17 protein-coding genes and 3 pseudogenes are annotated in these 23,646 nt (G+C 42.7%); 11 read left to right on the top strand and 9 right to left on the bottom strand.

From position 1 onward, the window contains the following. Positions 1 to 425: 425 nt before the first annotated feature. The 5 genes and pseudogenes from M3593_RS19680 to M3593_RS19660 all read left to right on the top strand — a co-directional run bounded on the left by M3593_RS19680 (position 426) and on the right by M3593_RS19660 (position 7,598). Positions 426 to 2,537, top strand: a complete 2,112-nt coding sequence (locus M3593_RS19680; protein ID WP_251544530.1) for a CsxC family protein — start codon at positions 426 to 428, stop codon at positions 2,535 to 2,537. A 143-nt stretch (positions 2,538 to 2,680) separates the two neighbouring features. Continuing rightward, on the top strand, positions 2,681 to 4,411 hold the full coding sequence (locus M3593_RS19675) for a glycosyltransferase family 4 protein (protein WP_251544531.1): 1,731 nt from the start codon (positions 2,681 to 2,683) through the stop codon (positions 4,409 to 4,411). A 95-nt stretch (positions 4,412 to 4,506) separates the two neighbouring features. After that, positions 4,507 to 5,394, top strand: coding sequence for a GT-D fold domain-containing protein (locus tag M3593_RS19670; RefSeq protein WP_251544532.1), 888 nt, complete (start codon positions 4,507 to 4,509; stop codon positions 5,392 to 5,394). Positions 5,395 to 5,489: 95 nt separating this feature from the next. Continuing rightward, positions 5,490 to 6,557 (top strand): annotated as a pseudogene (locus M3593_RS19665) (glycosyltransferase); the annotation flags it as partial. 69 nt (positions 6,558 to 6,626) lie between these two features. Continuing rightward, a complete protein-coding gene (locus M3593_RS19660) occupies positions 6,627 to 7,598 on the top strand; it encodes a glycosyltransferase family protein (protein ID WP_251544534.1) in 972 nt (323 codons plus the stop codon). A 49-nt stretch (positions 7,599 to 7,647) separates the two neighbouring features. On the opposite strand, the gene galU is transcribed toward M3593_RS19660, so the two are convergent. From galU to M3593_RS19635, 6 genes and pseudogenes are all read right to left on the bottom strand, one after another. Then, on the bottom strand, positions 7,648 to 8,535 hold the full coding sequence (gene galU / locus M3593_RS19655) for a UTP--glucose-1-phosphate uridylyltransferase GalU (RefSeq protein WP_144480332.1): 888 nt from the start codon (positions 8,533 to 8,535) through the stop codon (positions 7,648 to 7,650). A gap of 131 nt (positions 8,536 to 8,666) precedes the next feature. After that, the gene (locus tag M3593_RS19650; protein ID WP_251544535.1) at positions 8,667 to 9,764 is read right to left on the bottom strand and encodes a DegT/DnrJ/EryC1/StrS family aminotransferase; all 1,098 of its coding nucleotides are present in this window, start codon (positions 9,762 to 9,764) and stop codon (positions 8,667 to 8,669) included. Further along, positions 9,761 to 10,750, bottom strand: a complete 990-nt coding sequence (locus M3593_RS19645; RefSeq protein WP_186326851.1) for a Gfo/Idh/MocA family protein — start codon at positions 10,748 to 10,750, stop codon at positions 9,761 to 9,763. Before M3593_RS19645 ends, M3593_RS19650 begins: the two co-directional genes overlap by 4 nt. Positions 10,751 to 10,812: 62 nt before the next feature. After that, a pseudogene (locus M3593_RS24395) lies at positions 10,813 to 11,034 on the bottom strand (DapH/DapD/GlmU-related protein); the annotation flags it as partial. A gap of 18 nt (positions 11,035 to 11,052) precedes the next feature. Beyond that, positions 11,053 to 11,274, bottom strand: a pseudogene (locus M3593_RS24390) (LbetaH domain-containing protein); the annotation flags it as partial. Between the two features lie 149 nt (positions 11,275 to 11,423). After that, complete coding sequence (locus M3593_RS19635; RefSeq protein ID WP_144480324.1) at positions 11,424 to 12,428, bottom strand: glycosyltransferase; 1,005 nt, start codon at positions 12,426 to 12,428, stop codon at positions 11,424 to 11,426. 213 nt (positions 12,429 to 12,641) lie between these two features. Between M3593_RS19635 and M3593_RS19630 the strand changes: the two genes are divergently transcribed. Then, a complete protein-coding gene (locus M3593_RS19630; protein ID WP_251544536.1) occupies positions 12,642 to 13,919 on the top strand; it encodes a nucleotide sugar dehydrogenase in 1,278 nt (425 codons plus the stop codon). Between the two features lie 48 nt (positions 13,920 to 13,967). Here the strand turns inward: M3593_RS19630 and M3593_RS19625 are convergent, their stop codons facing one another. Further along, a complete protein-coding gene (locus M3593_RS19625) occupies positions 13,968 to 15,062 on the bottom strand; it encodes a glycosyltransferase (protein WP_251544537.1) in 1,095 nt (364 codons plus the stop codon). 284 nt (positions 15,063 to 15,346) lie between these two features. On the opposite strand from M3593_RS19625, the gene M3593_RS19620 reads away from it, so the two are divergent. Together M3593_RS19620 and M3593_RS19615 are read left to right on the top strand one after the other, a co-directional pair. Continuing rightward, complete coding sequence (locus M3593_RS19620; protein ID WP_144480318.1) at positions 15,347 to 16,330, top strand: tRNA dihydrouridine synthase; 984 nt, start codon at positions 15,347 to 15,349, stop codon at positions 16,328 to 16,330. Positions 16,331 to 16,715: 385 nt separating this feature from the next. Beyond that, complete coding sequence (locus M3593_RS19615; RefSeq protein ID WP_251544538.1) at positions 16,716 to 17,906, top strand: ABC transporter substrate-binding protein; 1,191 nt, start codon at positions 16,716 to 16,718, stop codon at positions 17,904 to 17,906. Between the two features lie 251 nt (positions 17,907 to 18,157). Here M3593_RS19615 and M3593_RS19610 read toward each other — a convergent pair whose 3' ends face one another. Continuing rightward, positions 18,158 to 18,727, bottom strand: a complete 570-nt coding sequence (locus M3593_RS19610) for a DUF6143 family protein (protein ID WP_251544539.1) — start codon at positions 18,725 to 18,727, stop codon at positions 18,158 to 18,160. Continuing rightward, positions 18,720 to 19,262, bottom strand: coding sequence for a DUF6143 family protein (locus tag M3593_RS19605; protein WP_251544540.1), 543 nt, complete (start codon positions 19,260 to 19,262; stop codon positions 18,720 to 18,722). Before M3593_RS19605 ends, M3593_RS19610 begins: the two co-directional genes overlap by 8 nt. Before the next feature lie 318 nt (positions 19,263 to 19,580). Between M3593_RS19605 and M3593_RS19600 the strand changes: the two genes are divergently transcribed. The 3 genes from M3593_RS19600 to M3593_RS19590 all read left to right on the top strand — a co-directional run bounded on the left by M3593_RS19600 (position 19,581) and on the right by M3593_RS19590 (position 23,479). Beyond that, a complete protein-coding gene (locus tag M3593_RS19600) occupies positions 19,581 to 20,690 on the top strand; it encodes a sugar ABC transporter substrate-binding protein (protein ID WP_251544541.1) in 1,110 nt (369 codons plus the stop codon). Between the two features lie 80 nt (positions 20,691 to 20,770). After that, positions 20,771 to 22,291 carry an ATP-binding cassette domain-containing protein gene (locus M3593_RS19595; RefSeq protein ID WP_251544542.1) on the top strand — a complete coding sequence of 507 codons (1,521 nt, stop codon included), beginning with the start codon at positions 20,771 to 20,773 and terminating at the stop codon, positions 22,289 to 22,291. 12 nt (positions 22,292 to 22,303) lie between these two features. Next, positions 22,304 to 23,479 (top strand): sugar ABC transporter permease, encoded by a 1,176-nt coding sequence (locus M3593_RS19590; protein WP_251544543.1) that lies wholly within the window; start codon positions 22,304 to 22,306, stop codon positions 23,477 to 23,479. Positions 23,480 to 23,646: the final 167 nt, after the last annotated feature.

The raw sequence follows: 23,646 nt of genomic DNA, 5'->3' as shown, positions 1-23,646 counted from the left end.
AAGAATGGCCATTCTAGAGCATGTAAACTTCATTTGCATTCCATGTATTGTCATATTATATCAGCACAGGTGAAATATGTAGCAAAACATTATACAAAAAAGGCAACTGACCCAGTGTGGGAGTTGCCTTTTTTACTTTTTAAAAAATTTATAAAACTGTAATGTGAATAAAGATATCATTTATATCCCAAGGAAAAAAGGAACGGGTTATTTTTTACGTTTTTTCATGTTATGTGAAATAACGATATTTCTAAATAAATTTATTTGAAGATTGTTTATAAAACTTTTCCTCCCTTAAAGATTCCAACTAAGGCATAAGTGGAATTTCCCCAACGCTTCCTGTTTTTGCATAAATAGTCCAATCCCCTATGAATAAATTCCCATAATATATTGTGTTCTCAATAAAAAATAAAGGAGTGAGATTATTGGGAGATAAAGAGAATCACAAGAAGGATTTTTCAGCAAATATCAACAGCTGCTCAAACAGAAACGTAGAACCAGACGTAAATTTTGATGCCAGGATAAGCAAGGTACCTGTAGTCTTAGCTGAGATTGAAGTTAGTACCTCGGTTACAGCTGATATTACCTTTCCGGAGGATGTCTTGGAAATCAAGGATATCAAAAAACGAGTAGTCCTTGTTCAATGTCGTCTTCTGGTGCCAACGAATCAGCTATTCATAAAAGGATATGTGGAAAAAAATATTAGATACGCTGCAGCACCAACGGGATGGAAGCGGAAGTCTATTGATTCAAATATCCGATCACTTACCGTGAAAGTTCCTTTTGAGTGTTCAACTCCAATTAGGGAGTTCATTACTCGTCCAGTAAACGTCCAATTCAACCAGCGCAGTGAATTTGATTTTTTGATTAAGAAACCATTACCGGAAGGGTTTCCTGAAAAAGATGAACTGCTAACGAGCGACCTTTCACAATTTCACCAAGATAGTACTCAGCACTATAATGAACTTCCATACTGTGACTTGGTGTCCAGCCGTATTATAGAATGGGATGAAGCTACAGACAGGGTACCGTTACAAGAGGGAGCAATATTCGAAGGAACCTTTAGGAACATCGTTGAAAAGATGATCGTCAGGTTTACAATCAAACTGCTTCAGAAACAACAAGTCCCAATTGGCGGAGGTGCGACGGGGCCAACCGGGCCAACGGGACCAACAGGACCAACAGGACCGACTGGAGAAACAGGTGCAACCGGAGCAACCGGACCGACGGGACCAACAGGACCAACAGGACCAACGGGACCAACGGGGCCAACGGGACCAACGGGGCCAACGGGACCGACTGGGCCAACCGGGCCAACGGGACCAACAGGACCAACAGGACCGACCGGACCTACTGGACCAACAGGACCGACGGGACCAACAGGGCCAACCGGACCTACTGGACCAACAGGACCGACGGGACCAACAGGGCCAACCGGACCGACGGGACCAACGGGGCCAACGGGACCAACAGGACCAACAGGACCAACAGGACCAACAGGACCAACGGGACCAACGGGGCCAACGGGACCGACTGGACCGACTGGACCGACTGGACCAACAGGACCGACGGGACCAACCGGGCCGACGGGACCGACAGGACCAACAGGACCAACAGGACCAACAGGGCCGACCGGACCAACAGGACCAACGGGACCAACTGGACCGACCGGACCAACAGGACCAACAGGGCCAACCGGGCCGACAGGACCAACAGGACCAACAGGACCAACAGGGCCAACAGGACCGACGGGACCGACAGGACCGACAGGACCGACAGGACCAACAGGACCAACAGGACCAACAGGGCCAACAGGGCCGACGGGACCAACAGGGCCGACCGGACCAACAGGACCAACGGGGCCAACTGGACCGACCGGACCAACAGGACCAACAGGGCCAACTGGACCGACTGGACCAACGGGACCGACTGGACCAACAGGACCAACAGGACCAACAGGACCAACAGGGCCGACCGGACCGACAGGACCAACAGGACCGACCGGAGTAACCGGACCAACGGGGCCAATGCCTGCAACTGAATGTGATTGCTGTGTTGAGCGAATGAAAGAATACCTGGAATCATTAGAAGGCGCCACGAACATTAGTATTGCAACGACGATACAAAGCGCCCAGGGTGGGTTCACTAATGCAACCATAAATAGGGTTGTTGGTGATTATGTGATTATCAATAATGGGGATGCAGCAATACCGATTTGTAAGATTGTCGGGCTAGGAGGAAGCGCTACTTCTGCATTATTAACAACACCACTACCATCATCTGAAGATGAAGAAGGTGGCTTCTGTGAGTGCTGTGAACAAGCAACACGGGAAATTCTGCAATTGATCAAGGATAGGCCAGCGACTGCAGACTTCTTAACCGAGGGTTCTGGCGACTTTGGTAACTTACAGAATTTCACCATTCTAGAAATTCAAGAAGGATTAGTGAAGATCCGAAGTGGAAATGATGTCAGGGTACTCTCAACTTGCCACATAGCAGCTCTGTCAGATATAAATCCAAACCTGATTGTCCCTTAACACCATAACGAGATGAGGCTGTCCTAAGAGTGAATCTCTTAGGAACAGCCTTTTTCATTCTTTTACAAATTCAACAATTGATTGGTTCTTAAATATATTGATACATAATGTATCAATATGAAACATTGTTAGAAGGTGAAGATATGATTCAAACGCTAAGAACAAACGAATTCAATAGACGTCTGGCACGTCTTCCGGATGCTGAAAAACAACTGCTGACGCGTATAAGAAGAAAAGAAGATGATCAACTGCATATTGTTTACGCTATGACCCATGTCGGTATTTCTGGCGGAGTCAAAGTCATATTTGAGCATGCAAACAGGCTGAAAAAAGCAGGTGCGAGGGTATCGCTGGTATCTCATTTTCAGAAGCCGTCCTGGTTTCCGATTGAAACAGAATATATCCAGGTTCCCTTTGACCTTGACCTGGCAAAAGGGATTCCAAATTGCGATGTGATTGTCGCGACTTATTGGGATCATATTCAGGCGTGCATTGAAACGGGGATTGCACCTGTTGTTTATTTTGAACAGGGTGATTTTCATTTGTTTGATTATGACTCAATGAACGGTACTTTGAAGAATTTCATTCAGAGACAACTGGAAATTCCTCCTTTTATTTTCACTGTTTCCAATCAGGCATCAAAGCAGATTGTCAGTATTTATGGCAGGGAGGCAAAGGTTATTCCCAATGCGGTAGATGAAGATATTTTTACGATGAATGGAGGAAAAGAAAGGGGAGAAAGGCCTTATCTGCTAATGGTAGGCGCAGAGTCAGCCAAATTCAAGGGAATCGCTGATATCATATCAGCTTATGAAAAAGTGAAAAGTGAATTTGATATAGATTTATATTGGATAACTCCTGAACAGCCTTCTGAAGCAATGAAAAAGAGGGTGGCCAAGGTTTTTGTCGGTCCCACTCAGCAAAAAATCAGCAGCTTATACAGAGGGGCTTCTTTGTATATTTGTGGGTCAACCTACGAAAGCTTTTCCCTTCCGGCTTTAGAGGCTATGGCCTGCGGATGCCCTGTTGTTACGACTAATAATATTGGGGTACTTGAGTATGCAGTCGATCAGGAGAATGCTGTTATATGCCAAATGAAAGATCCTGTTGATATGGCAGAGAAAATGGCCTGTGTATTATCAAGTGAAGAAATACAAAAAAGATTAACGGCCAATGGTCTCATAACAGTTGAAAAATATAAATGGTATACAATAATCGAGGAACTGCTGTTTTTTTATAAAAAAGTGGCTTCGCATAAAGTAAAGGGACAGAATCGGCTTTCCGAGTGGGAAATAGCTGTAAAAGCAGAGCATTTTCTGGCAAAGGAAGATTTAGCGAAACTGAAAAACTTTTTACGGGTGACCAGCGCGGATATTGTGAAAGTTCCTGTGGTGTACGCTGTTGAAAAAGCGCCGGCAATAGCCAGGTGGGAAGTTGTTGCTTGTCGCAAACACGGGGATGAGGGAAAAACGGAGCATTGCTTCACCCCATTATTGCCGTTTAACAAGCTTCAGCTGTTTAATTTTCCTGGGTACAGGTCATTTTTAGTTGAAGAATATGAAAATGCCCTGGCTGAATTTCAATTTCTGTATGATCGGGAAGAAATTGAAAAGGAAAAAGCCGCAATAGGCCGCTGGGTCATTCTGAGTCTTTTGAGACTGCAAAGAAAACAGCAGGCAAAGAAGAGATTAAAGGAGTATATCAAACAATTCCCTGATCATGCTGATTTTTATTGGCTGAAATCACATCTTGATGAAAATGCGAAGGAAAAAGCCAGTTCAATTGAAACAGTTAAGCTTTTGGGTGATGCCACGTCACTTCCTGAATTTTTCTATCAAGTGAATCGTGAAAATTCAGCCGAAAAACCAACCTGAAACCCTGTTGGAAAAGTAAACAAACACTTCTTTCGTATATTTGAATATACCTAAAATGACTGAAAGAAATTTGAAGGTAAAAAGGAGTTTTTCAATTGACCTATTCATTTTCGCCGGAACAATGGGAAAAGTTGTTCAGGCTTGGCTATCCGGGTCCCTGGGATAAGGAGTCAATGGCCTCGGAGGCTATTTACAGAGGCGGAGAGGCAATTGTTAAAAGCAAACTATTAAAAAATCAATATCTTCCTTATAATCTTGAAGATATCATCGAGGAAGGCATGAAGGACCTTTCGAAGGATATAATCTGCCTGCAAACAGCAAGCGAAGTAGAAGTGCAGCTGTTAGAGGCTTTGCGGGAAAAGAAGGGGTTCAGTGTAATAAGGATTGGTGATGGCGAAATATTGGCTTTATCACACGATATCCTGGTTGCGTCAAAAGAAATTAATCAAAACAGAAGGCTTAAGGGTATGGGCGGATTTAAGGTCCCGAACCATGAAAAAAGAGATTTATTGGCTAAGAATTTGCTAGAGGCTGATATTGTTGGCATACCAGAAGCGAGATATCCAGTCTATCAGAGGATGTTTAATCAAGTCGCTAAGGAATATAGGCTGCCATTGCAGTCTATGAAATTGGCCACTTCGCTGATCAATTATCAGCTCAACCAGGAAACTGCTTTTTATCATCATGTGTTAGAGAATTATCGAGTCCTGCTGATTGGAAATCGTTCGGCTGATGGAGAAGAATTTTTCATTAAAAAGGGATATAAATCCATTGCAGGCACTATAAAGGTTCCGGGATTTGATTCGATTGAAAAAGTGTTAGAAGAAGCCGATCGATATGAGTATGATATTGCCTTCGTTTCAGCAGGGGTAGCTGCCAACATCATCTGTGTGGAGATTGCTAAGAGGGATAAGGTGGCAATAGATTTTGGACATTTGCTCGATTGGTATCTATCAGGCCGGAGGGTGATCAGGACCGAATGAGGATGACGATTATCTCTTTTCTCAATCACATAACAGGGGTGTTTTTATGATTAGCGTCATTTTGCCAGTGTACAACGGGGGGGGATTTCCTTAAGGAAACCATCAGCAGCATCTTGAATCAGACACATAAAAATCTGGAGCTTATCATCGTAAATGATGGTTCAACAGATAACAGTGAAGAGGTAGTGCTGACCTTTACTGATGAAAGAATGAAATATTGTAAACAAGAGAACAAGGGAGTGGCGGAGGCTTTTAACAAGGGATTATCAGAGGCCAAAGGAGACTATATTACCTTCCATGGGGCCGACGATATCTCCCTTATAAACCGTTTTGAGCGGATGCTCAAGATCCTTCAGCACAGCGGGATTGGAGTTGTGCATTCTGATATGCTCCTGATTACTGCTGGGGGCTCACCGATGGGCTATTGGCAATCGGGAAATGTGCTGTCTGAAGACCTGTATTCTTTTTTCCTGAATGTAGGAACTCCATTCAATAACCCAACGATGATTTTTAAAAGAGATGTGCTCAAAAGCGAAGTAAAATATGATCCTACTATTAAAGTTGGGTCCGATACGGATTTTATTTTGAAGGCTTTACAGAGTGACTGCCTGTCCTATCATATCCCGGAGCCTTTGTATCTTTACAGAAGGCATCAGACAAATGTGACGAACCAGAAAAACCCGGCTGTACTGGCTCGGCATGTGAAATTGAATCTTTCCGATGATGACCTGAAGAATATTCACGAAGCAAATGGGGGTCCTGATGGTACAGGTCACAATCTTTTTGCTGCTAAATTAATTGCCGGGCTCGCATTATCCCGGAGATGGATGATGAATGAAGCATTTATCCTCTTTAATGAGGCCATCCCATTAATCAAGAGTGACCGTGACCGTATTTTTTTTGAAGGAATGAAGGGATTGATTGAAAAAGACTATCCGCGTGCGGTTAAGCACTTCACCAAGCTCGAGAACAGGACCCATCTGGAGGAAAATTATTTGGGTGAAGCCTTGATGCTTTTAAAGAAATATAACGAGGCGTACCCACATTTCCTTAAAGCATTGGAACGGAGTCCAGATTATCATTCTCCTGTTCAGAACCTCAAAGCAATCGGCACTTTAAGAGGGCTTAATGTCATTGATAAACATGTCAATAAGTATAAATAGACCCCCAGATCCAGGGGGTTCTTCTATTCAGATACCCGGGTTTTACAGAACACGAAGGAGTGGAATCCATTGAAGGAGAAATTGAAAATTTTACTGCTGGTCAAGCCGTTCTGGATTAAGTTTCCGAAGCATAAGCCAAAGTATGAAACGATTGCTGCCCTGGAGAGCCATGCTGAGGTCAGGTACTGGCATAAAGACGGAAACATAAAAGATATCTTGCGAAGAATCGATTTTAAACCGGATTTCATTCTTCAGTATGATGTGGCGTGGGGATATGCCTTTTCACCGATCATCAGCGGCCTGGGGCAAATCGACATCCCTAAAGGGTCAATTGTAATCGACATCCATTACTTTCCCTATGTAAGAAGACAATATTTTGAAGATACCAATATGGATATGATTTTTTCCCTCACAAAGTCACCCTTTTTGAAAACATTCCCCGAATATCAGGAGAAGTTCAGGTGGTGGCCGTTTTCTATTAATCCAACTATTTTTAAAGATTGGCAGCTTGAAAAAGACATCGATTACTTACTGATGGGCCAGGTGTATGACCCCGACGGACAGAACAACACAAATACCCCAAAAGGGAGATACCCTTTCAGGGAGGAAGTTTTAAAGATGATGAAGGGGATTGATGGTTTTGTCCATCACGCTCATCCAGGGCATGATGCCCCTGAAGCTGCGATCCTGAATGAAAAGTATGCCCGTGAATTAAACCGGTCTAAAATTTTCTTCACTTGCGGGGGGCAGTATAAATACCCTGTTCTGAAATATTTTGAAGCCCTGGCATGCAGGACCCTGCTGCTTGCCGAGCCGGTACAGGATATACTGGATCTAGGTTTTAAAGATGGCCATCATTTCGTGGCATGCGATCTTTCAAACTTCCAGGAAAAAGCGCAATATTATCGGGACCATGAAAAAGAACGGCAGCTCATAGCTGATAATGGATATAGGTTTATCCATGAAAACCATACGAATGAAGCCAGAGCCAGGCAAATGGTTCAATATATTCAGGAGTTTTTAGATGGAAAGAAAAAATGAATCCATGAAAGATAAAAAAGACGAGGTATCGAAATCTCGTCTTTTTTGCTTAATTTTTTTCGGTTTTAACTTCTTTTAAAACCTTTTCAAGATAAGCTATTACATCTTCCTTCAGTTCATCTCTTTGAAGGGCAAAATCAATCGTTGTCTGGACAAAGCCTAATTTTTCGCCAACGTCATAGCGATTCCCTTCGAATTCGTATGCGAACACTCTTTGGATTTGATTCAATTGCTGAATGGAATCAGTCAATTGTACTTCGCCTCCTGCACCCACTTTCTGCAAATCAAGAAACTTGAATATTTCAGGGTTCAAGATATAACGGCCGATGATCGCTAGGTTAGAGGGGGCGGTTCCCGCAGGAGGCTTCTCGACAAAGTTTTGAACATGATATCTCCGTCCATCCTGTGCGGAAGGATCAATGATGCCATACCGATGTGTCTCCTCAGCCGGGACTCGCTGAACACCGATGATACTTGAGTGTGTCTCTTCATATTGGGTGATCAGCTGCTTTAAGCAGGGGGTTTCGCTTTGCACGATATCATCTCCGAGCAGAACGGCAAACGGTTCATCTCCGATAAAATTCCTCGCGCACCATACGGCATGTCCTAAACCCTTTGGTTCTTTCTGGCGGATGTAATGGATATCAGCCAGTTTAGAGGGGTGCTGAACCCGCTCGAGTAAATCGAGCTTTCCCTTTTCGAGAAGATTTCGTTCAAGTTCATGTGCAATATCAAAATGGTCTTCAATGGCTCTTTTGCCTTTCCCGGTCACAATGATAATATCCTCAATTCCCGATGCTACTGCTTCTTCTACAATGTATTCAATGGTCGGTTTATCGACGATCGGAAGCATTTCCTTTGGCATGGCTTTGGTAGCCGGCAGGAACCGGGTACCTAAGCCTGCAGCAGGAATGATGGCTTTGCGTACTTTTTTCACTAGCCTTCCTCCAATAATTAGTTGGTTTGTACATTATACTTATGAATGGTCTTGCATATGATTGTGATGACAAGAATCGGTGACTGCATGATGGCTGGAAAGAAGCTTAGGAAAAAGAAAGTGGTTTGTGATCAACTGATGATCTCCTTTAAAGCCTCACATATTTCCCGGATTTGATCCTTGGTTAACTCAGCGTACATCGGCAGGGATAAAAGGCTGCCGGCATATTCTTCGCTGAGCGGAAATGTCCCTTCAGGAATTCCAGGGTCTCCATAGGCTTCGGTGAGATGGATTGGCGCCGGATAATGGATACCTGTTTGGATGCCTTTGTCGAGCAGCTTCTTTTGGGCATCTTCACGATCCTTGATGCGTATTACAAACAGGTGGTACACATGCCTGACATCTTCTTTTTCAATTGGAAGAATGATATTTGTATCTTTCAGCATCTCCTTGTATAGAGAAGCATTTTTCCTTCTGGCTTCAGTCCACTGTTCGATATAGTTCATTTTTACATTCAGGATGGCAGCCTGGATTCCATCTAATCTGCTGTTATAACCGGCAATTTCATGAATGTATTTCACTTTGCTGCCATGCTGGCTCAAGAGGCGCACGCTGCCAGCAAGTTCCTGGTCATTCGTCACCACGGCACCGCCATCACCATATGCCCCTAAATTCTTGCCAGGGTAAAAGCTGAAGCATGCGGCATCACCGATCGACCCAACCCGTCTTCCCTTATATTCAGCGCCATGAGCCTGGGCTGCATCTTCAATCACTTTAAGTCCATGCTGGGCTGCGATTTCGAGGATTGGGTCCATATCTGCAGGCTGTCCATATAAATGGACTGCAATAATTGCTTTCGTTTTTTCGGTAATCCTGGAGGGAATCTCTTCTGGATTGATCGTATACGTCTCTTTGTCATGATCGACGAATACCGGCCGTGCACCTACGGCTGTAATCGCTTCTGCAGAGGCAATGAAAGTATTGGCAGGGACAATTACCTCGTCCCCATGTCCGATGCCCATTGCCTTTAAGGTAAGCCACAAAGCGTCCGTTCCATTGCCGACACCAATACAATAAGGCGCGTGGCAATAATCAGCGAAGTTTTTTTCGAAAGTTTCGACCTCTTTGCCGCCTACAAATGCACAATCCTCGAAAATTTTTTCGACGGCTTTCTTCACTTCACCTTCGATGCTTTTATACTGGGCCTTCAAATCTAAAAATGGGATCATTCTTGGTTTCTCCTTAATAAAAGATCACTTTCCTCGAGTACTTTTACAACATTCAAACCTTTATTTCCGCTGCTCAAAGGCTCTTTGTTGTTCAGGACGCAATCTGTGAAATGAGAAAGCTCAACACTCAATGCTTCTTTTAAAATAAGCTCGGGAAAATACTCTTTTTCATTCTCATACTGGTAGGAAATAGTGCCATCTTCATTTTTTGAGAAGTCTGCATGCTTATGAAATACCTTTATTTTCTTCTCGGGCTCCATGTCGTCGTAAATCATCATGCCTTTTGTTCCGACCACCGTCATTTTCCGGACCTTTTCCGGGTATAGCCAGCTGTTCATAATATAGACTTTCTCTCCGGTTGAATAGGTTAAGTTAAGAAAAGCGGTATCTTCGAGCTGTGGATTGATATCTCGATGCCCATATGCTTTGACCTTGGTGATCTGGCTGCCGATCAGATAGTCCGCAATCGATAAGTCATGAGGAGCCAAATCCCATAAGACATTGATATCCTTTTGGTATAAACCTAAATTCAGACGCTGGGATGTAATATACCGAATGGTCCCTATTTCACCTGAATCAATAATTTCCTTCATTTTTTTGACGGCGCCAGTGTATACAAAGGTATGCCCGACCATAAGTGTTAGGTTCCTGGAGTCTGCAAGTTTACAAAGTTCTTCTGAAGTTTGAACAGAGTCGGTGAGAGGTTTTTCAACAAAGACATGCTTGCCGTTAGTGAGGGCTTCTTTTGCAAATCGATAATGGGTATTCACTGGGGTCACAATCAGTACGAGATCTATTGCGGGGTCCATGATGATGTCAAGGTAGTTTGTGGTGGTTTTAATGTAAGGGTATAAGGCTTTTTGTTTTGCCAGCTGCTCAGTATTCAAATCTGCAACATAGATTAACTCAACTCCAGGCAGGGCATCCAGATTGCGGATAATATTTGGTCCCCAATAGCCGCAGCCTATGACTCCTGCTTTTAACATACATTGATCCCTCCTTGAAAAATTTTCCTGCAGCGGGATAGGATACATTATTCCTGGATGTATCGAATGACTTTAGCCGGGTTTCCGGCAACGATCGAGAATTCCGGCACATTCCTGGTGACAACACTGCCAGCACCGACTATTGCGCCTTTACCGATCGTGAGTCCGGGAAGGATGGTACTGCCGGATCCGATGGAAGCCCGTTCTTCTACAATCGTTTCCAGGAGAGTCCATTCTCCATCATTTTGCAAGGAGCCATCCGGATTGGTGGAGCGGGGGAACATATCGTTCGTGAACATCACCCCGTGGCCGATAAAAACTCCATCTGCTATATGCACTCCTTCACATAAAAAAGAGTGGCTTGAGATTTTGCAATTTTTTCCGATTTTAACTCCTTTTTGGATCTCAACGAATGTGCCAACCTTTGTTCCGTCTCCTATTTCGCAGCCATAGGCATTTACGAAATCATAAATCTTGACGTTCTCACCTAGCTTTACATTGTTTAAATTGCTTTTATTACTCATATAACACACACCCATATCTATCATTTTTAAAGAGGGGGATCACCGATTCATAATCAGTCTCTTTATGGTATATGTTCTGAAAATGGAAGTGTATGGGGGGGTGCCTACAAATGAAAAAAATCCTCTGGAAAATCAATGGCTATGCTGGTTTATTCCGATCTTGATGATCCATGATAACTGGCTAGATATTCTTCCACATATTCAATAAATTGCTGTGCCCTTACATCGTTTGTATGGTGGGTATGGATAAACTCGTAGCCTGTATCTGTTATTTTTTTTCTTTCTGCCTCGTTTTCCAGATAATACATCGCTTTTTCATAGAAATTGGATTCATTACAGGCAATAAAGTTTTCACCATCTACGAATCCCAATTCGGTAAGGTCCGGAACAGGTTTTGCCAGGAGCAGCGTTCGGCACGCGGGAGCTTCAAAGTATTTCAGTACAGGATATTGAAACTTGGACCCGCAGGTAAAGAACATTTTTGCCCGGTTTAGTTCTTTCGCATATTTTTCATTAAGATAGTTTTTTGAAGTATTCTTTGCGTAGTGTCCCGGGTGATGGTGAAATAGAAAGCCTTCTTCTTTCCTCATCCGCACTAAAACTTCCTCTCTAAATGGGTACTTGCCCTTTGGAGTACCAGTCACATTCCTGCTTTTTCGTTCCCTGTCAAAAACCTGCCCCATCAGCAGGAAATTAATATTCTTCTCAATCTGCCAATCTTTAAAAACTTCAGGATTGATGGCAAAGGGGAGCCAGCGGAACTGGTCCTTATATTGAGGGAATTTTTTCAAGAATGGTGACTTTGTTACAGAAAAAATCAAATCAATTTTATTTCGATTAAAAAATTTTACTCGTTCAGAGGGACTATAGTGGATATCAATCACGAAGCACCCTTTTGGGATGTTGATTTTGCCTAATCCCTTTATCCTTGGGGTCAGGGGGCTGTTCCAGGCATGATCATAGTGCAGAATGAAATCCGGGGTGAAATTCAATGCAACTAAAATATCATTGATGTTGCCGTCTTTATGCCAGTACCGTACGTCGGCGAATTTTTCGATTGCTTTGATTGTATCGAACTTTGGTTGATGCTTTGGTGCCGATTTGTTGAAAGACTTGATCAAAACAAGAATCTTAAGTTTCTCTTTTTCTTCCATGAAAAACACCTCCATTTCGGTGTAAGGACTTGTTTATTTTAGCTTATTCACTCTTTTTCCCGATGCCTGGTCAATTGTCACAATTGAACGGCGGAATGGTCATTTTATTTACACAAACAAACTGCGACTACATAAAATAACGGAGAGTAATTGCCAGAAGATTTCCATGATTTCGGGGGATTTCAGCTAAAAAGGCCAGAAAGGATTGTTAAGATGAAAAATGTTACAGTTGTTGGTTTAGGAAAGATTGGCTTGCCCTTAGCCGCAATTTTTGCGAATTGCGGACATTTTCATGTGTACGGAGCAGATATCAATAAAGCAGTGGTGGACAAAGTGAATCAGGGGATTTCCCATGTGGATAACGAACCGGGACTTGATGAGCTGGTTTCAAAAGCATATGAGTCCAAAACATTGGAAGCAACTGTTGATACATCAAAAGCGGTAAGTAAATCTGAGGTGGTAGTGGTCATTGTACCGGTACTCACAAAGGGAAACGGTACGATAAACTATCAATATATCGATTCTGCCGTAGAGGATATAGCCAGAGGGATTAAAAAAGGAACGCTTGTAAGCTTTGAAACGACTTTGCCTGCCGGTGATACGAGAAACAGGTTCGGCTGGACGATCGAAAAGATTTCAGGATTGAAGATGGGGGTCGATTTTTTCTTATCCTACAGTCCTGAACGTGTGTACTCCAACCGGATCATCAAGGACTTGTCTGCCTATCCAAAGGTAGTGAGCGGATTGAACGCCAAAAGCCTGGAGTTAGCAGCTGATTTTTATCAAAAAGGGTTAAACTGCGATATTTTACCGGTCAGCAGCCTGGAGGCAGCTGAATTTACCAAGGTTGCCGAATGTGTTTATCGTGATGTGAACATCGCTCTTGCCAATGAACTTGCGATGTATGCAAACAAGCTGGACATTGACATCATGGAGGTCATAAAGGCAGCAAACAGCGAGCCCTATTCGAATATTCACCTGCCGGGTATTGGCGTTGGCGGGCACTGCATTCCTGTGTATCCATACTTCTTTATCAATAATGGCCTTGAGGAGGGCTTGACCACTTTATCAAGAAGGATTAACGATGACATGGCCAAATACGCTTTACGGCTGGCAGAAGAACATCTGGATTCGTTAAAGAACAAAAGGGTCTTGATCTTAGGCCTGTCATTCCGGGGAAATGTGAAGGAGCCAACAAAATCATCCACATTGCTGCTGATTGATGAATTGAAGGAAAAGGGAGCTGCAGTATATGTCGATGATCCTTTATTCGAGGCAGGGGAGATTTCAAAATATGGTGTTGTTCCATTTTCAAAACAGCAGGCGGAAGAAATTGAACTGATCATCCTGCAGGCATACCATGATGAATATAAGAACATGGACTTTTCAGCATTCAAAAACTGCAGCCTGGTTCTGGACGGAAGGAATGTGCTGGATAAACAGGCCATTATGCAGCAGGGCATTCATTATCTTGGAATTGGAGTTAAATAGCCGGCAATTAAATGGCAAGAGGAAAGAGGAAATCTTCATGATTCCCTCTTATTTTTTGCCGCTATTTTTCATGAAATCATTAAAAAATTTCTCATTGAACAAGACCTGCTTGTCATCCGGCCGGTATTTCTTGGCGTTTTGATTGTGTTCAATCGATTTTTCTACATTGCCTAGTTCCCAATGGCACACACATAGCTGAAGATTCGGATACCAGGTGGAATAAGCCTGGTTCTGGAAGCCGGCTGTATCCTTATTCATCTTTATGGCGGTAGTATACCAGTAGATTGCTGTTTGATAATCCTTTTTGGCCTTGAAAAGATCGCCGATGCGGCAGCACGGTTCAGGCCGGGGTGCATCGAATGTCAATGACTTCAGCAAAGCTTCCATTTCTTCATCCTTTTCTCCTAGATGGACATGGCAATCAGCCAGATTCAAACACGCTCTTATGTTGTCCTCCACCCAGCCTTTTTTGCCTCCAAGGAACTCATGATAATAAATGATCGCTTTTTCATATTGCCTGTGATCCCGCAGCTCATTGGCATAATAATATAAGTCCCTTGGAGTGAAGTCCTCTCCTCTTTTAATCCGCTTCTCATAAATTCTTAAATTCCTGTCAGATGAATGGCCGGACGATCGTTTTTCATTCTTTTTATGCTCAACTGATATATCAGAAGATAGAATATTGCCGCTCACATCAAGATATTCATGAACGGGTCCGATCCACTTGAAGTTCTTGCTCCTCTTCACCAGGCGGTTCCTTCTGTAATGGAAAGTCGGGTTCCCAAATTCATCTCTGAGGATGACATAGATCATGGAGACACCATCAACATCCTTTTTCAGGGAGGTTTTCAGCTTTTTGAACTTTTGCTGGTCAGCATGCAGCAGAATATCGTCGGCATCGAGCCAAAGGATATAGTCCATCGTTGCGTTGCTGAAGGCAAAATTGCGGGCTGCGGAAAAGTCGTCAATCCACTCGAAATCGAGTACTTTATCACTGTACTGCCTGGCTATTTCCTTTGTCCGATCAGTCGACCCGGTATCCACAATGACGATTTCATCACAGATATCCTGTACACTCCTGAGACAGTTCTCCAATACTTCTTCTTCATTTTTAACAATCATGCAGAGACTGATGGTGGGCATTGATTTCCCTCCTGTAAAAGATTTTCTTCACATTTTATGTAAAAGGATAACGATGTGAAACCCCTTCGAATCCGGATGTGCAATATAGGCCGCCAGGCAAATACTTTATTTTAAATAGCCCAGTGGGATGCTAAGTGGCGGAAAGTTAAAATTACCATTTCAATCAGTTTGATAAAAAGTGCTCAAGCATGGTATAAGTGTAAAAGGAGCAGGAGCATTCTGCTTTTTAATTTTGGGATCATGGGTAAGCTCTGGTATCCCATGATGAGAGGGACTGAACGATTATGAAAGAAAATTTCTGGCGTGATTTACCACGGCCGTTTTTTATACTGGCACCAATGGAAGAAGTGACGGATGTTGTTTTCCGTCATGTAGTGAGTGAAGCAGCAAGACCTGATGTATTCTTTACCGAGTTTACAAACAGTGATAGTTATTGTCACCCGGATGGCATCAAAAGTGTGCAGGGGCGTTTGACTTTTACAGAGGATGAACAGCCGATTGTCGCGCATATATGGGGGGACAAGCCTGAATATTTCCGGCAAATGAGCATCGGGATGGCAGAAATGGGATTCAAGGGCCTGGATATCAATATGGGCTGTCCCGTGCCCAATGTGGTGCAGAATGGAAAGGGAAGCGGCTTGATCCGTCGTCCGGACGTTGCAGCAGATCTGATTCAGGCAGCAAAAGCGGGAGGATTGCCGGTAAGTGTCAAAACAAGGCTTGGCTTCTCGGACTTAGACGAGTGGAAGCCCTGGCTGAAACACATATTGGAACAGGATATTGTCAACCTTTCCATTCATCTGCGCACAAGGGATGAAATGAGCAAAGTGGATGCTCACTGGGAACTGATTCCGGAGATCAAGAAGCTTCGTGACGAGGTCGCTCCGGATACACTTTTGACGATCAATGGGGATATTCCTGACCGACAGACCGGCCTCAAGCTCGTGGAACAATATGGTGTCGATGGTGTGATGATCGGCCGTGGTATTTTCCATAATCCATTTGCTTTTGAAAAGGAGAAGAAGGAGCATAGCAGTCAGGAATTGCTTGATCTTTTAAACCTGCATATGGATCTTCATGATAAGTACTCGCATTTAGAACTGCGGCCGTTCACGGCTTTGCATCGCTTTTTCAAAATCTATGTCAAAGGGTTCCCCGGGGCGAGTGGGTTAAGAAATCAATTAATGAACACTAAATCAACGGATGAAGTGCGTGAATTGCTTGATCAGTTTGCGTCCAAGGATTTGGGTGGAGTGGGAGAGCAGTAGGAGTGAGTTGAAAATCAAAATGACTCGATGACTTTCAAAGAGTCAGATTCAATAATAAACAGTTAATTGGCTGGTGTGGAGTCTAGGGTAAACCGGACTCATGCCTGCCAATTTTTTTTGTTTGTTATTTTAGTAATCTATATTAGGTTTCCCGTTCCCAAACTTTATAGTGCGATATTTTAAGTAAACTTCAGGGTCGTGATGGTACAGCTCGGATACCCAAAGCAGGACGGTTGTAGTCCGGGCCATAAGCTAATAAATAAATTGAAATCGAAGTATTTATGACTTCTTTGAAAAAATGAGGATTTTGTATAAGCCATCTTTTATATATTAAGTAGAAATAAGCAGCTGACTTTTTCTTTTAAAGGTCTGGGGGGAAGAAGTGATGAAAGAGGGAAAAGAAATAAGGATTGGAGCCATCTATCCTTTTACAGGCTCACTGTCAGCAGTTGGGAAGGATATTCGCCAGGCCATCGATTTGGCTGTTGAAATTGTAAATAATCGATATGATTTGGATTTGCCTTTAGCTCGTACTATAGGCCTTCCTATATTAGAAAATCGAAAATTTAAAGTGATTTATGGAGATTCAGAGGGTATACCGGAAATTGGGCGGGAAGAAGCCAAACGATTAATTGTAAAAGAGAAGGTTGCGGCCATAATTGGTTCATATCAAAGTAGTGTGACTTTGCAAGCTTCTGCTATAGCTGAAGCAAGAAAAGTGCCTTTCTTAACACCAGATGCATCTGCCCCGTCGCTTACAGAGAGGGATTTTCAGTTTTTTTTCAGAACAGCACCTAATGATCATCTATATACAAATCTTTTCTTTGAACTATTTCATTTTCTAAGATCAAGAGGCAGAGAGATCAACAAATTTGCTATTTTGACCGAGGACTCTATTTTTGGATTAGAAGCAGCTGCGATTGAAAAAAGTCTTATCCGGAAGTTCCCTGGAGAACTTACAGCTTTTGAAATATATACCCCGCCTGTTACATCGCTAGTGAATGAACTCACCCGGATTCGAAAAAGCAAAGCTCAAGCCGTCTTTGGTCACCAGTTCCTTTCTGATGCTATAAATGTCGTTCAAGGTCTTAAAAGGTTAAATTGGTTTCCAGAAGGGCTGGTGGTCCAAAATGCAGGTTACACCATACCTGAATTCCTTGAAACGGTAGGGGAGGATGGCAATTATATTATTAGTCGTGTTGCCTGGGCACTCGGTTTGGGCAGAGTCAAACCTATTGTAACGGAAGTCAATGAACTTTATCGCTCAAAATATAAAGAAGATATGAATGAGACCAATGCACGCAGTTTTACAGGATTACTCGTCCTGGCTGATGCCATTAATAGAGCTGGAAGTATAAATAAAGATAAAATAGTTCAATCTCTGCGTCAAACCAACATGCCAGGAAAAAATTTAATAATGCCATGGCGAGGTGTCCGATTTGATTCAAACGGGCAAAATATATTGGCGGATGCTTTACTGGCTCAAATTATCAATCAGGAATATAAAATTATATGGCCGCTCTCAGTTGCCGAAACCCCGGTCGTGTGGCCGGCACCGCCATGGAATCAGAGATAGCAAAGTGAGGACGGCTTTTTATTGTAAGAAAGGCCGTCTTCATCAAGAGAATGTAATTTGTTTTTGCTTTAAAATCATATCCCGCTTAATTTGCCACTTTCTAATTACCTCAGTAATTTTAAAAAAAGCCGCTAGCTCACCACGTATAAATTAAGTGTTTTCTCCAAATTCATTTTGTTCAAAGTGAAAAAGTCTTATCGATAAAAGTCTGTTATTTTAATGCCATGCCCGCTAAAAGAAATCAAAAGGGGTTATACTTTTTCCTCCCACCAGCCAAACGCGACTCTTGCATGTACCTGACTTTTTCCTGGGGATCGAAAGAATAAGGAAATAGAACTTCCAGGCGGGATGATGAACATACCTTGAAAGTCATGCTTTGTGAGGGTTGTAGTTGGCTCAACCCTTCGTACAAAGGCGTTAGTACCCCGACTTGGCTTTCCTGAAATGAAGCTGGCGTTTTTGATATCAGTCTTCGGCATTGGCGGGGGCTTTAAGGCCTGGTTCCCTGAAGCGAAATGCGGCGATGTTTTTCCGTTTCCGGGAAGGATGCTGCCTATCCAGGCTTCAGTGGTTAATGCCTCATTTGAATAGTTGCTGATGGTATAGGCGTTTAAGAATAGATTCACATTGGAGTCCGCCGGGTTGACCAGTCCGCCCCATCCGTTGTAACCACCACCGAAGGATATGAGATCTGTTTGACCAAGAAAGTATTCACCGAGATAGGAGTGATATACATTTTCGGGCAGTACGGTGACCTCATTGAGGTGTTTCTCGCTGTCCATTGACTTGAAGTTCATGCCAGCTATCTCCTGCTCATGCATTGGCCGCTTCCTCCCACCAGGTCAAAACGATTGTCCCTGAGATGTATTGATAACCCGGCGGCCTTAGAAGTATGGAGAATGAGTCTCCGGGACCAATAATGATGGAACCATTGTGTGAATCGCTGACAAGGGTGGAATTTTGAGCAACGATTCTATCAAAAATATTCACACCTTTGGCCATGGGCTCAGCAGAATATCCAGCATATTTCAAGATTGCCTTTGGATGTGGAGAAGGTGAAATCGCCTGATTGGTTGGAGTTACATGGGACGAGACCGCTGCATTTCTCGGTGGAACAGCGTTTAACCAGATTTCACTGATGAAGTTTTGGTTTGAAAGGTTTGTGATCGTAAAAATATCGATGTATACATTGACCCCAGAATCAGCTGGATTGACGATTCCGCCCCACGCGTAATATCCGCCCCCGAAATTCAGCAATCCGGTTTTGCCGATAAAGTATTTTCCGCGCCTTGAATTTAAGGCTGGACTGGTTACATTCACCACTTCAATTGTCTGTTTATCCATTTCATTTGGCATACCATTACTCCTAACTGTTCATTTGTCAGAATATATAATATGAAACATTTTGGGCAGATGTTCAGGTTGGTTTTACATTGAGGGAGCAGGGGGTACGTTCCCTTGCTCCTTTTTACTTCGCCCATGGCTTAAGACTGGGGGCAAGTAACTTTGCAGCCGCTTAAGAAACTGCATAAAACGGCCGTGCACTTTTTAGAAAGGATAAAAAAGTACAGAAGATAATAAAAGATTACTATATGTTAACGCTTTCAAAGCGAATGGTCCGCTATAAGATGGAGTTGTAGCAAATTAATTTCATCTTTAAAGGGGGAAATATTAGTGAAAAAAGCTTGGAAATTATTTTCTGTTTTGATCGTTATGACAGTGTTGACTGGAATGCTGGGTGCATGCAGCGGGAAAACTGGCGGAAGCAGTAAAGTGAGCGTGGGAATCGTTCTTCCAACGAAGGATGAGCCAAGATGGGTGCAAGATGAGCAGCGCTTTAAAGATGCCTTAGCTGATTCTGATTACACGACAGAAATTTTATTCAGCCAGGGTTCTTCTGCGAAGGAAAAAGAAAATGTGGAAACTTTGCTTAACAAAGGAATCGAAGTATTGATTATTGCTCCTCACGACGGCGCAGCAGCTGGCTCTGCGGTAGAAGCGGCGAAAAAGGAAGGCGTAACCGTTATTTCTTATGACCGCTTAATTACAGAGACAGATGCAGTTGATTATTATGTAACGTTTGATAGTTTGGCAGTAGGTGCTGCTCAAGGCCAATACTTAATCGACCATGTAAAAGGCACAAATGTCCCGTTATACCTTTATGCTGGTGCTTCATCTGATAACAACGCATTTTTATTCTTTGAAGGTGCATGGAAAGTTCTTCAGCCGAAGATTGCGGACGGCACGTTTGTAATTGCTAACTCTACAGAAGCAGTGGCATTGAAAGATAAGCAAGAGCTTACTCGTGATGAGCTAGGAAAAATCCTCGGTCAGGTAACAACAAACTGGGATCCAAACGAAGCGAAAAATAAAGCACAAACACACTTAACAGCAGCGGGTGCAGATTTAAAAGGTGATGTAGCTGTTTTAGCTCCAAACGATGGAACGGCTCGTTCTATTGCTGATGTTTTCGGAACAGACTCTGATATTTCTAGTTTCGTCGTAACAGGCCAAGATGCTGAGAAAGCTTCTATTCAATACATCATTGATGGCAAGCAATCTATGACGGTATTTAAAGATGTAAGAACACTGGTTGCAGACGCAATTGATATGGCGATCGACATCCTGGATGACAAAAAACCAGAAACAACTGGCTCTTACAACAATGGAAAAGTTGATGTGAAAGCGAAACAAACAGACGTTATCGTGGTAGACGAAGAGAACGTTAAGAAAGAACTAATTGATTCAGAATACTATGAAGCTAGTGAGTTTAAAGGACTTTAAAAAAATAAAACTGCGTGATCGTATTCATTTTGCTTACGATCACGCAGTTATTATAGCAGTTTTGGTTGGAGGGAATGAGGATGAGCGAATATATTCTGGAGATGAAGCAGATTTCAAAGGAATTTACAGGAGTCAAGGCGCTCGACAATGTCAATTTCAAAGTGAAGAAGGGTGAAATACACTGCTTAGTTGGCGAAAATGGGGCTGGGAAATCCACTCTGATGAAAGTGCTGAGCGGGGTTTATCCTTACGGGACTTATGATGGGGATATTGTTTACGAAGGTAAGGTACAGCAATTCAATAAGATTAACGATAGTGTTAATACAGGTATCGTAATCATTTACCAGGAGCTGGCTTTGTTTCCTGATCTCACAGTTTATGAAAATATATTTGCTGGCAATGAAATCAAGCAAGGGGCTTTTATTGACTGGAATGAGACGATTGTTGAAGCGAAAAAACTGCTTGAAAAAGTTAACCTCGACATTAACCCGGAGACTCTTGTAAAAGATTTAGGAGTAGGGAAACGTCAGTTAATTGAAATTGCCAAAGCGTTAAGTAAAGACGTAAAGCTTCTCATTCTCGATGAACCGACTGCAGCGTTAAATGAGGACGACAGTGAAAATTTATTAAAATTACTGGACGATCTCAGAAAACAAGGAATTACCTGCATTATGATTTCCCATAAATTGAAGGAAGTTATTTCAATAGCAGATAGTGCAACTGTTATTCGTGATGGACAAACGATCACGACCCTGGATGCGTCCAAGGGGGAGATAACCGAAAATACGATTATAAAAAATATGGTTGGACGCGAAATTCAAGATATTTATCCGAAACGCCCGAAGAAATCTTATGGAGAAAAGGTGCTTGAGTTAAAGAATTGGTCTGCATATGACCAAAAGCTTGGCAGACATGTTGTGAAAAATGCAAACCTGAACGTTAAAAAAGGTGAAATCATTGGTTTGGCAGGCTTAATGGGCTCTGGCCGGACGGAACTTGCCCTTAGTATCTTTGGTAACGCGAAAGCCTATAAGCTTCAAGGTGACTTGCTATTGGATGGAATGCCAAAAGCATTGAAACATACTAGTGATGCAATAAAGGCTGGAATTGCGTATGTTACGGAGGATCGCAAAGGGGATGGGTTGTTTTTACTGCAAGATATTAAAAGCAATATTTCTGCCGCGAATTTACAAGGAATTTCTGCCAACGGAGTTATTAATGACAATGAAGAGATTAAAGTAGCAGATAGCTATAAATCTTCATTGCACATAAAAGCTGCTTCTTTAGAACAGCTTGTTGGCAAACTAAGTGGCGGTAACCAGCAAAAAGTTTCGTTAGGCAAGTGGCTGTTTGTTGGCCCTAAACTCCTAATATTAGATGAGCCTACCCGAGGTATTGACGTGGGCGCAAAATTCGAAATTTACACGGTGATGAACAAGCTGATTGAAGAGGGAATGAGTATTATCATGATTTCTTCTGAGCTTGGTGAAGTATTGGGAATGAGTGACAGAGTTTATGTCATGGCCGAAGGAGAAATCAAAGGCGAATTGCCAATAGAAAACGCCGACCAGGAAAAAATAATGCAACTGGCAACACAATAGGAGGCTAAACCAATGACTTTAATAAATGACGTGAAAACGTTAATCAGTAAAAATATTCGTGACTACGGGATGTATATTGCTTTATTTGTCATCTTTCTCATCTTTACTATTTTAACGGATGGCTTATTTATCTCTTCCCGTAATATTAGTAACTTACTAGACTCTGCAGGTTATATTGCAGTTCTGGCAGTCGGTGTCATGCTGGTCATTGTCATCAGGCATATTGACTTATCGATCGGATTCTTAGCAGGGTTCCTTGGAGCGATTGCGGCCATCCTTTTAATGCAGCATGGTTTACCTGTTTATATTGTGATTCCTGTCATTTTGGTACTTGGAACGATTGCCGGTTTGTTTACAGGCTTCCTTGTTGCAAAAGTAGGAATTCCTGCCTTTGTAGCAACACTTGCAGGCTGGCTGATTTACCGCGGTGCGATTCTGCAAGTAACAGAAAAGTCCGGAACCATTATCGTTCAAAACGACGCTTTTAATGCGATTGGAAATGGGTACATCCCATCTATTATGCAAATTAGCGGGTTGCATTTACTCTCTTTATTAATCGGTGTACTTGGCATAGTATTTTACAATTTTAGTGCAGTATCCAACCGCCGAAACAAAATTAAGTATAATTTCGAAGTGGTCTCAAAACAGATCTTCATTTTGCAGCTTGTGTTCGTTTCGGCTATCATCGCTGCAATCACTTGGATCCTAGCTGGCTATAATGGTTTCTCCTGGACAGTGATGATTATTTTATTAGTCGTGCTCGTCTATCATTTCTTGACAACGAAGACAGTAATGGGAAGACATATTTATGCTGTCGGCAGTAATCCAGAAGCTGCACATTTAAGCGGAATTAACGTAAACAAGATAACATACATCGTATTCGGCTCAATGGGTTTGCTATCTGCTTTATCAGGCATTCTATTTACCTCTCGCCTTCAGTCAGCAACGACGACCGCTGGAACCCTATTCGAACTTGATGCCATCGCAGCTGCCTACGTTGGTGGCGTATCTGCAGCTGGCGGAGTAGGTAAAGTAACAGGAGCGATTATCGGGGCGATCGTAATGGCATCCTTAACGAGCGGGATGAATTTGCTGGGTGTAGGGATTTCCTATCAATATATCATTAAGGGCGGCGTTTTAGCCTTAGCAGTAATCTTCGACGTTATGACAAGAAGAAAAGGAAACTAATTGCCTCTTCTTGCGGGCTTTCACCAAGATCATTGGGGAAGCCTTTTTTGCCATATAAGAATTCAGGAATCTTGTATAGCTCCTGTGCTGGCAGGGCTGTCCCGTGCGATTGCTGCCTGAATGACTGCCTATTTTTTTAATGCAGTTTACTAACGAGGCTGATAGAA

This window comes from Mesobacillus sp. MER 48, from assembly GCF_023714225.1.
Taxonomy (GTDB): Bacteria; Bacillota; Bacilli; order Bacillales; family Cytobacillaceae; genus Mesobacillus; species Mesobacillus oceanisediminis_A.
Note: the sequence above shows the minus strand (reverse complement) of the source record. Positions and strands in the feature narration are given on the sequence as shown.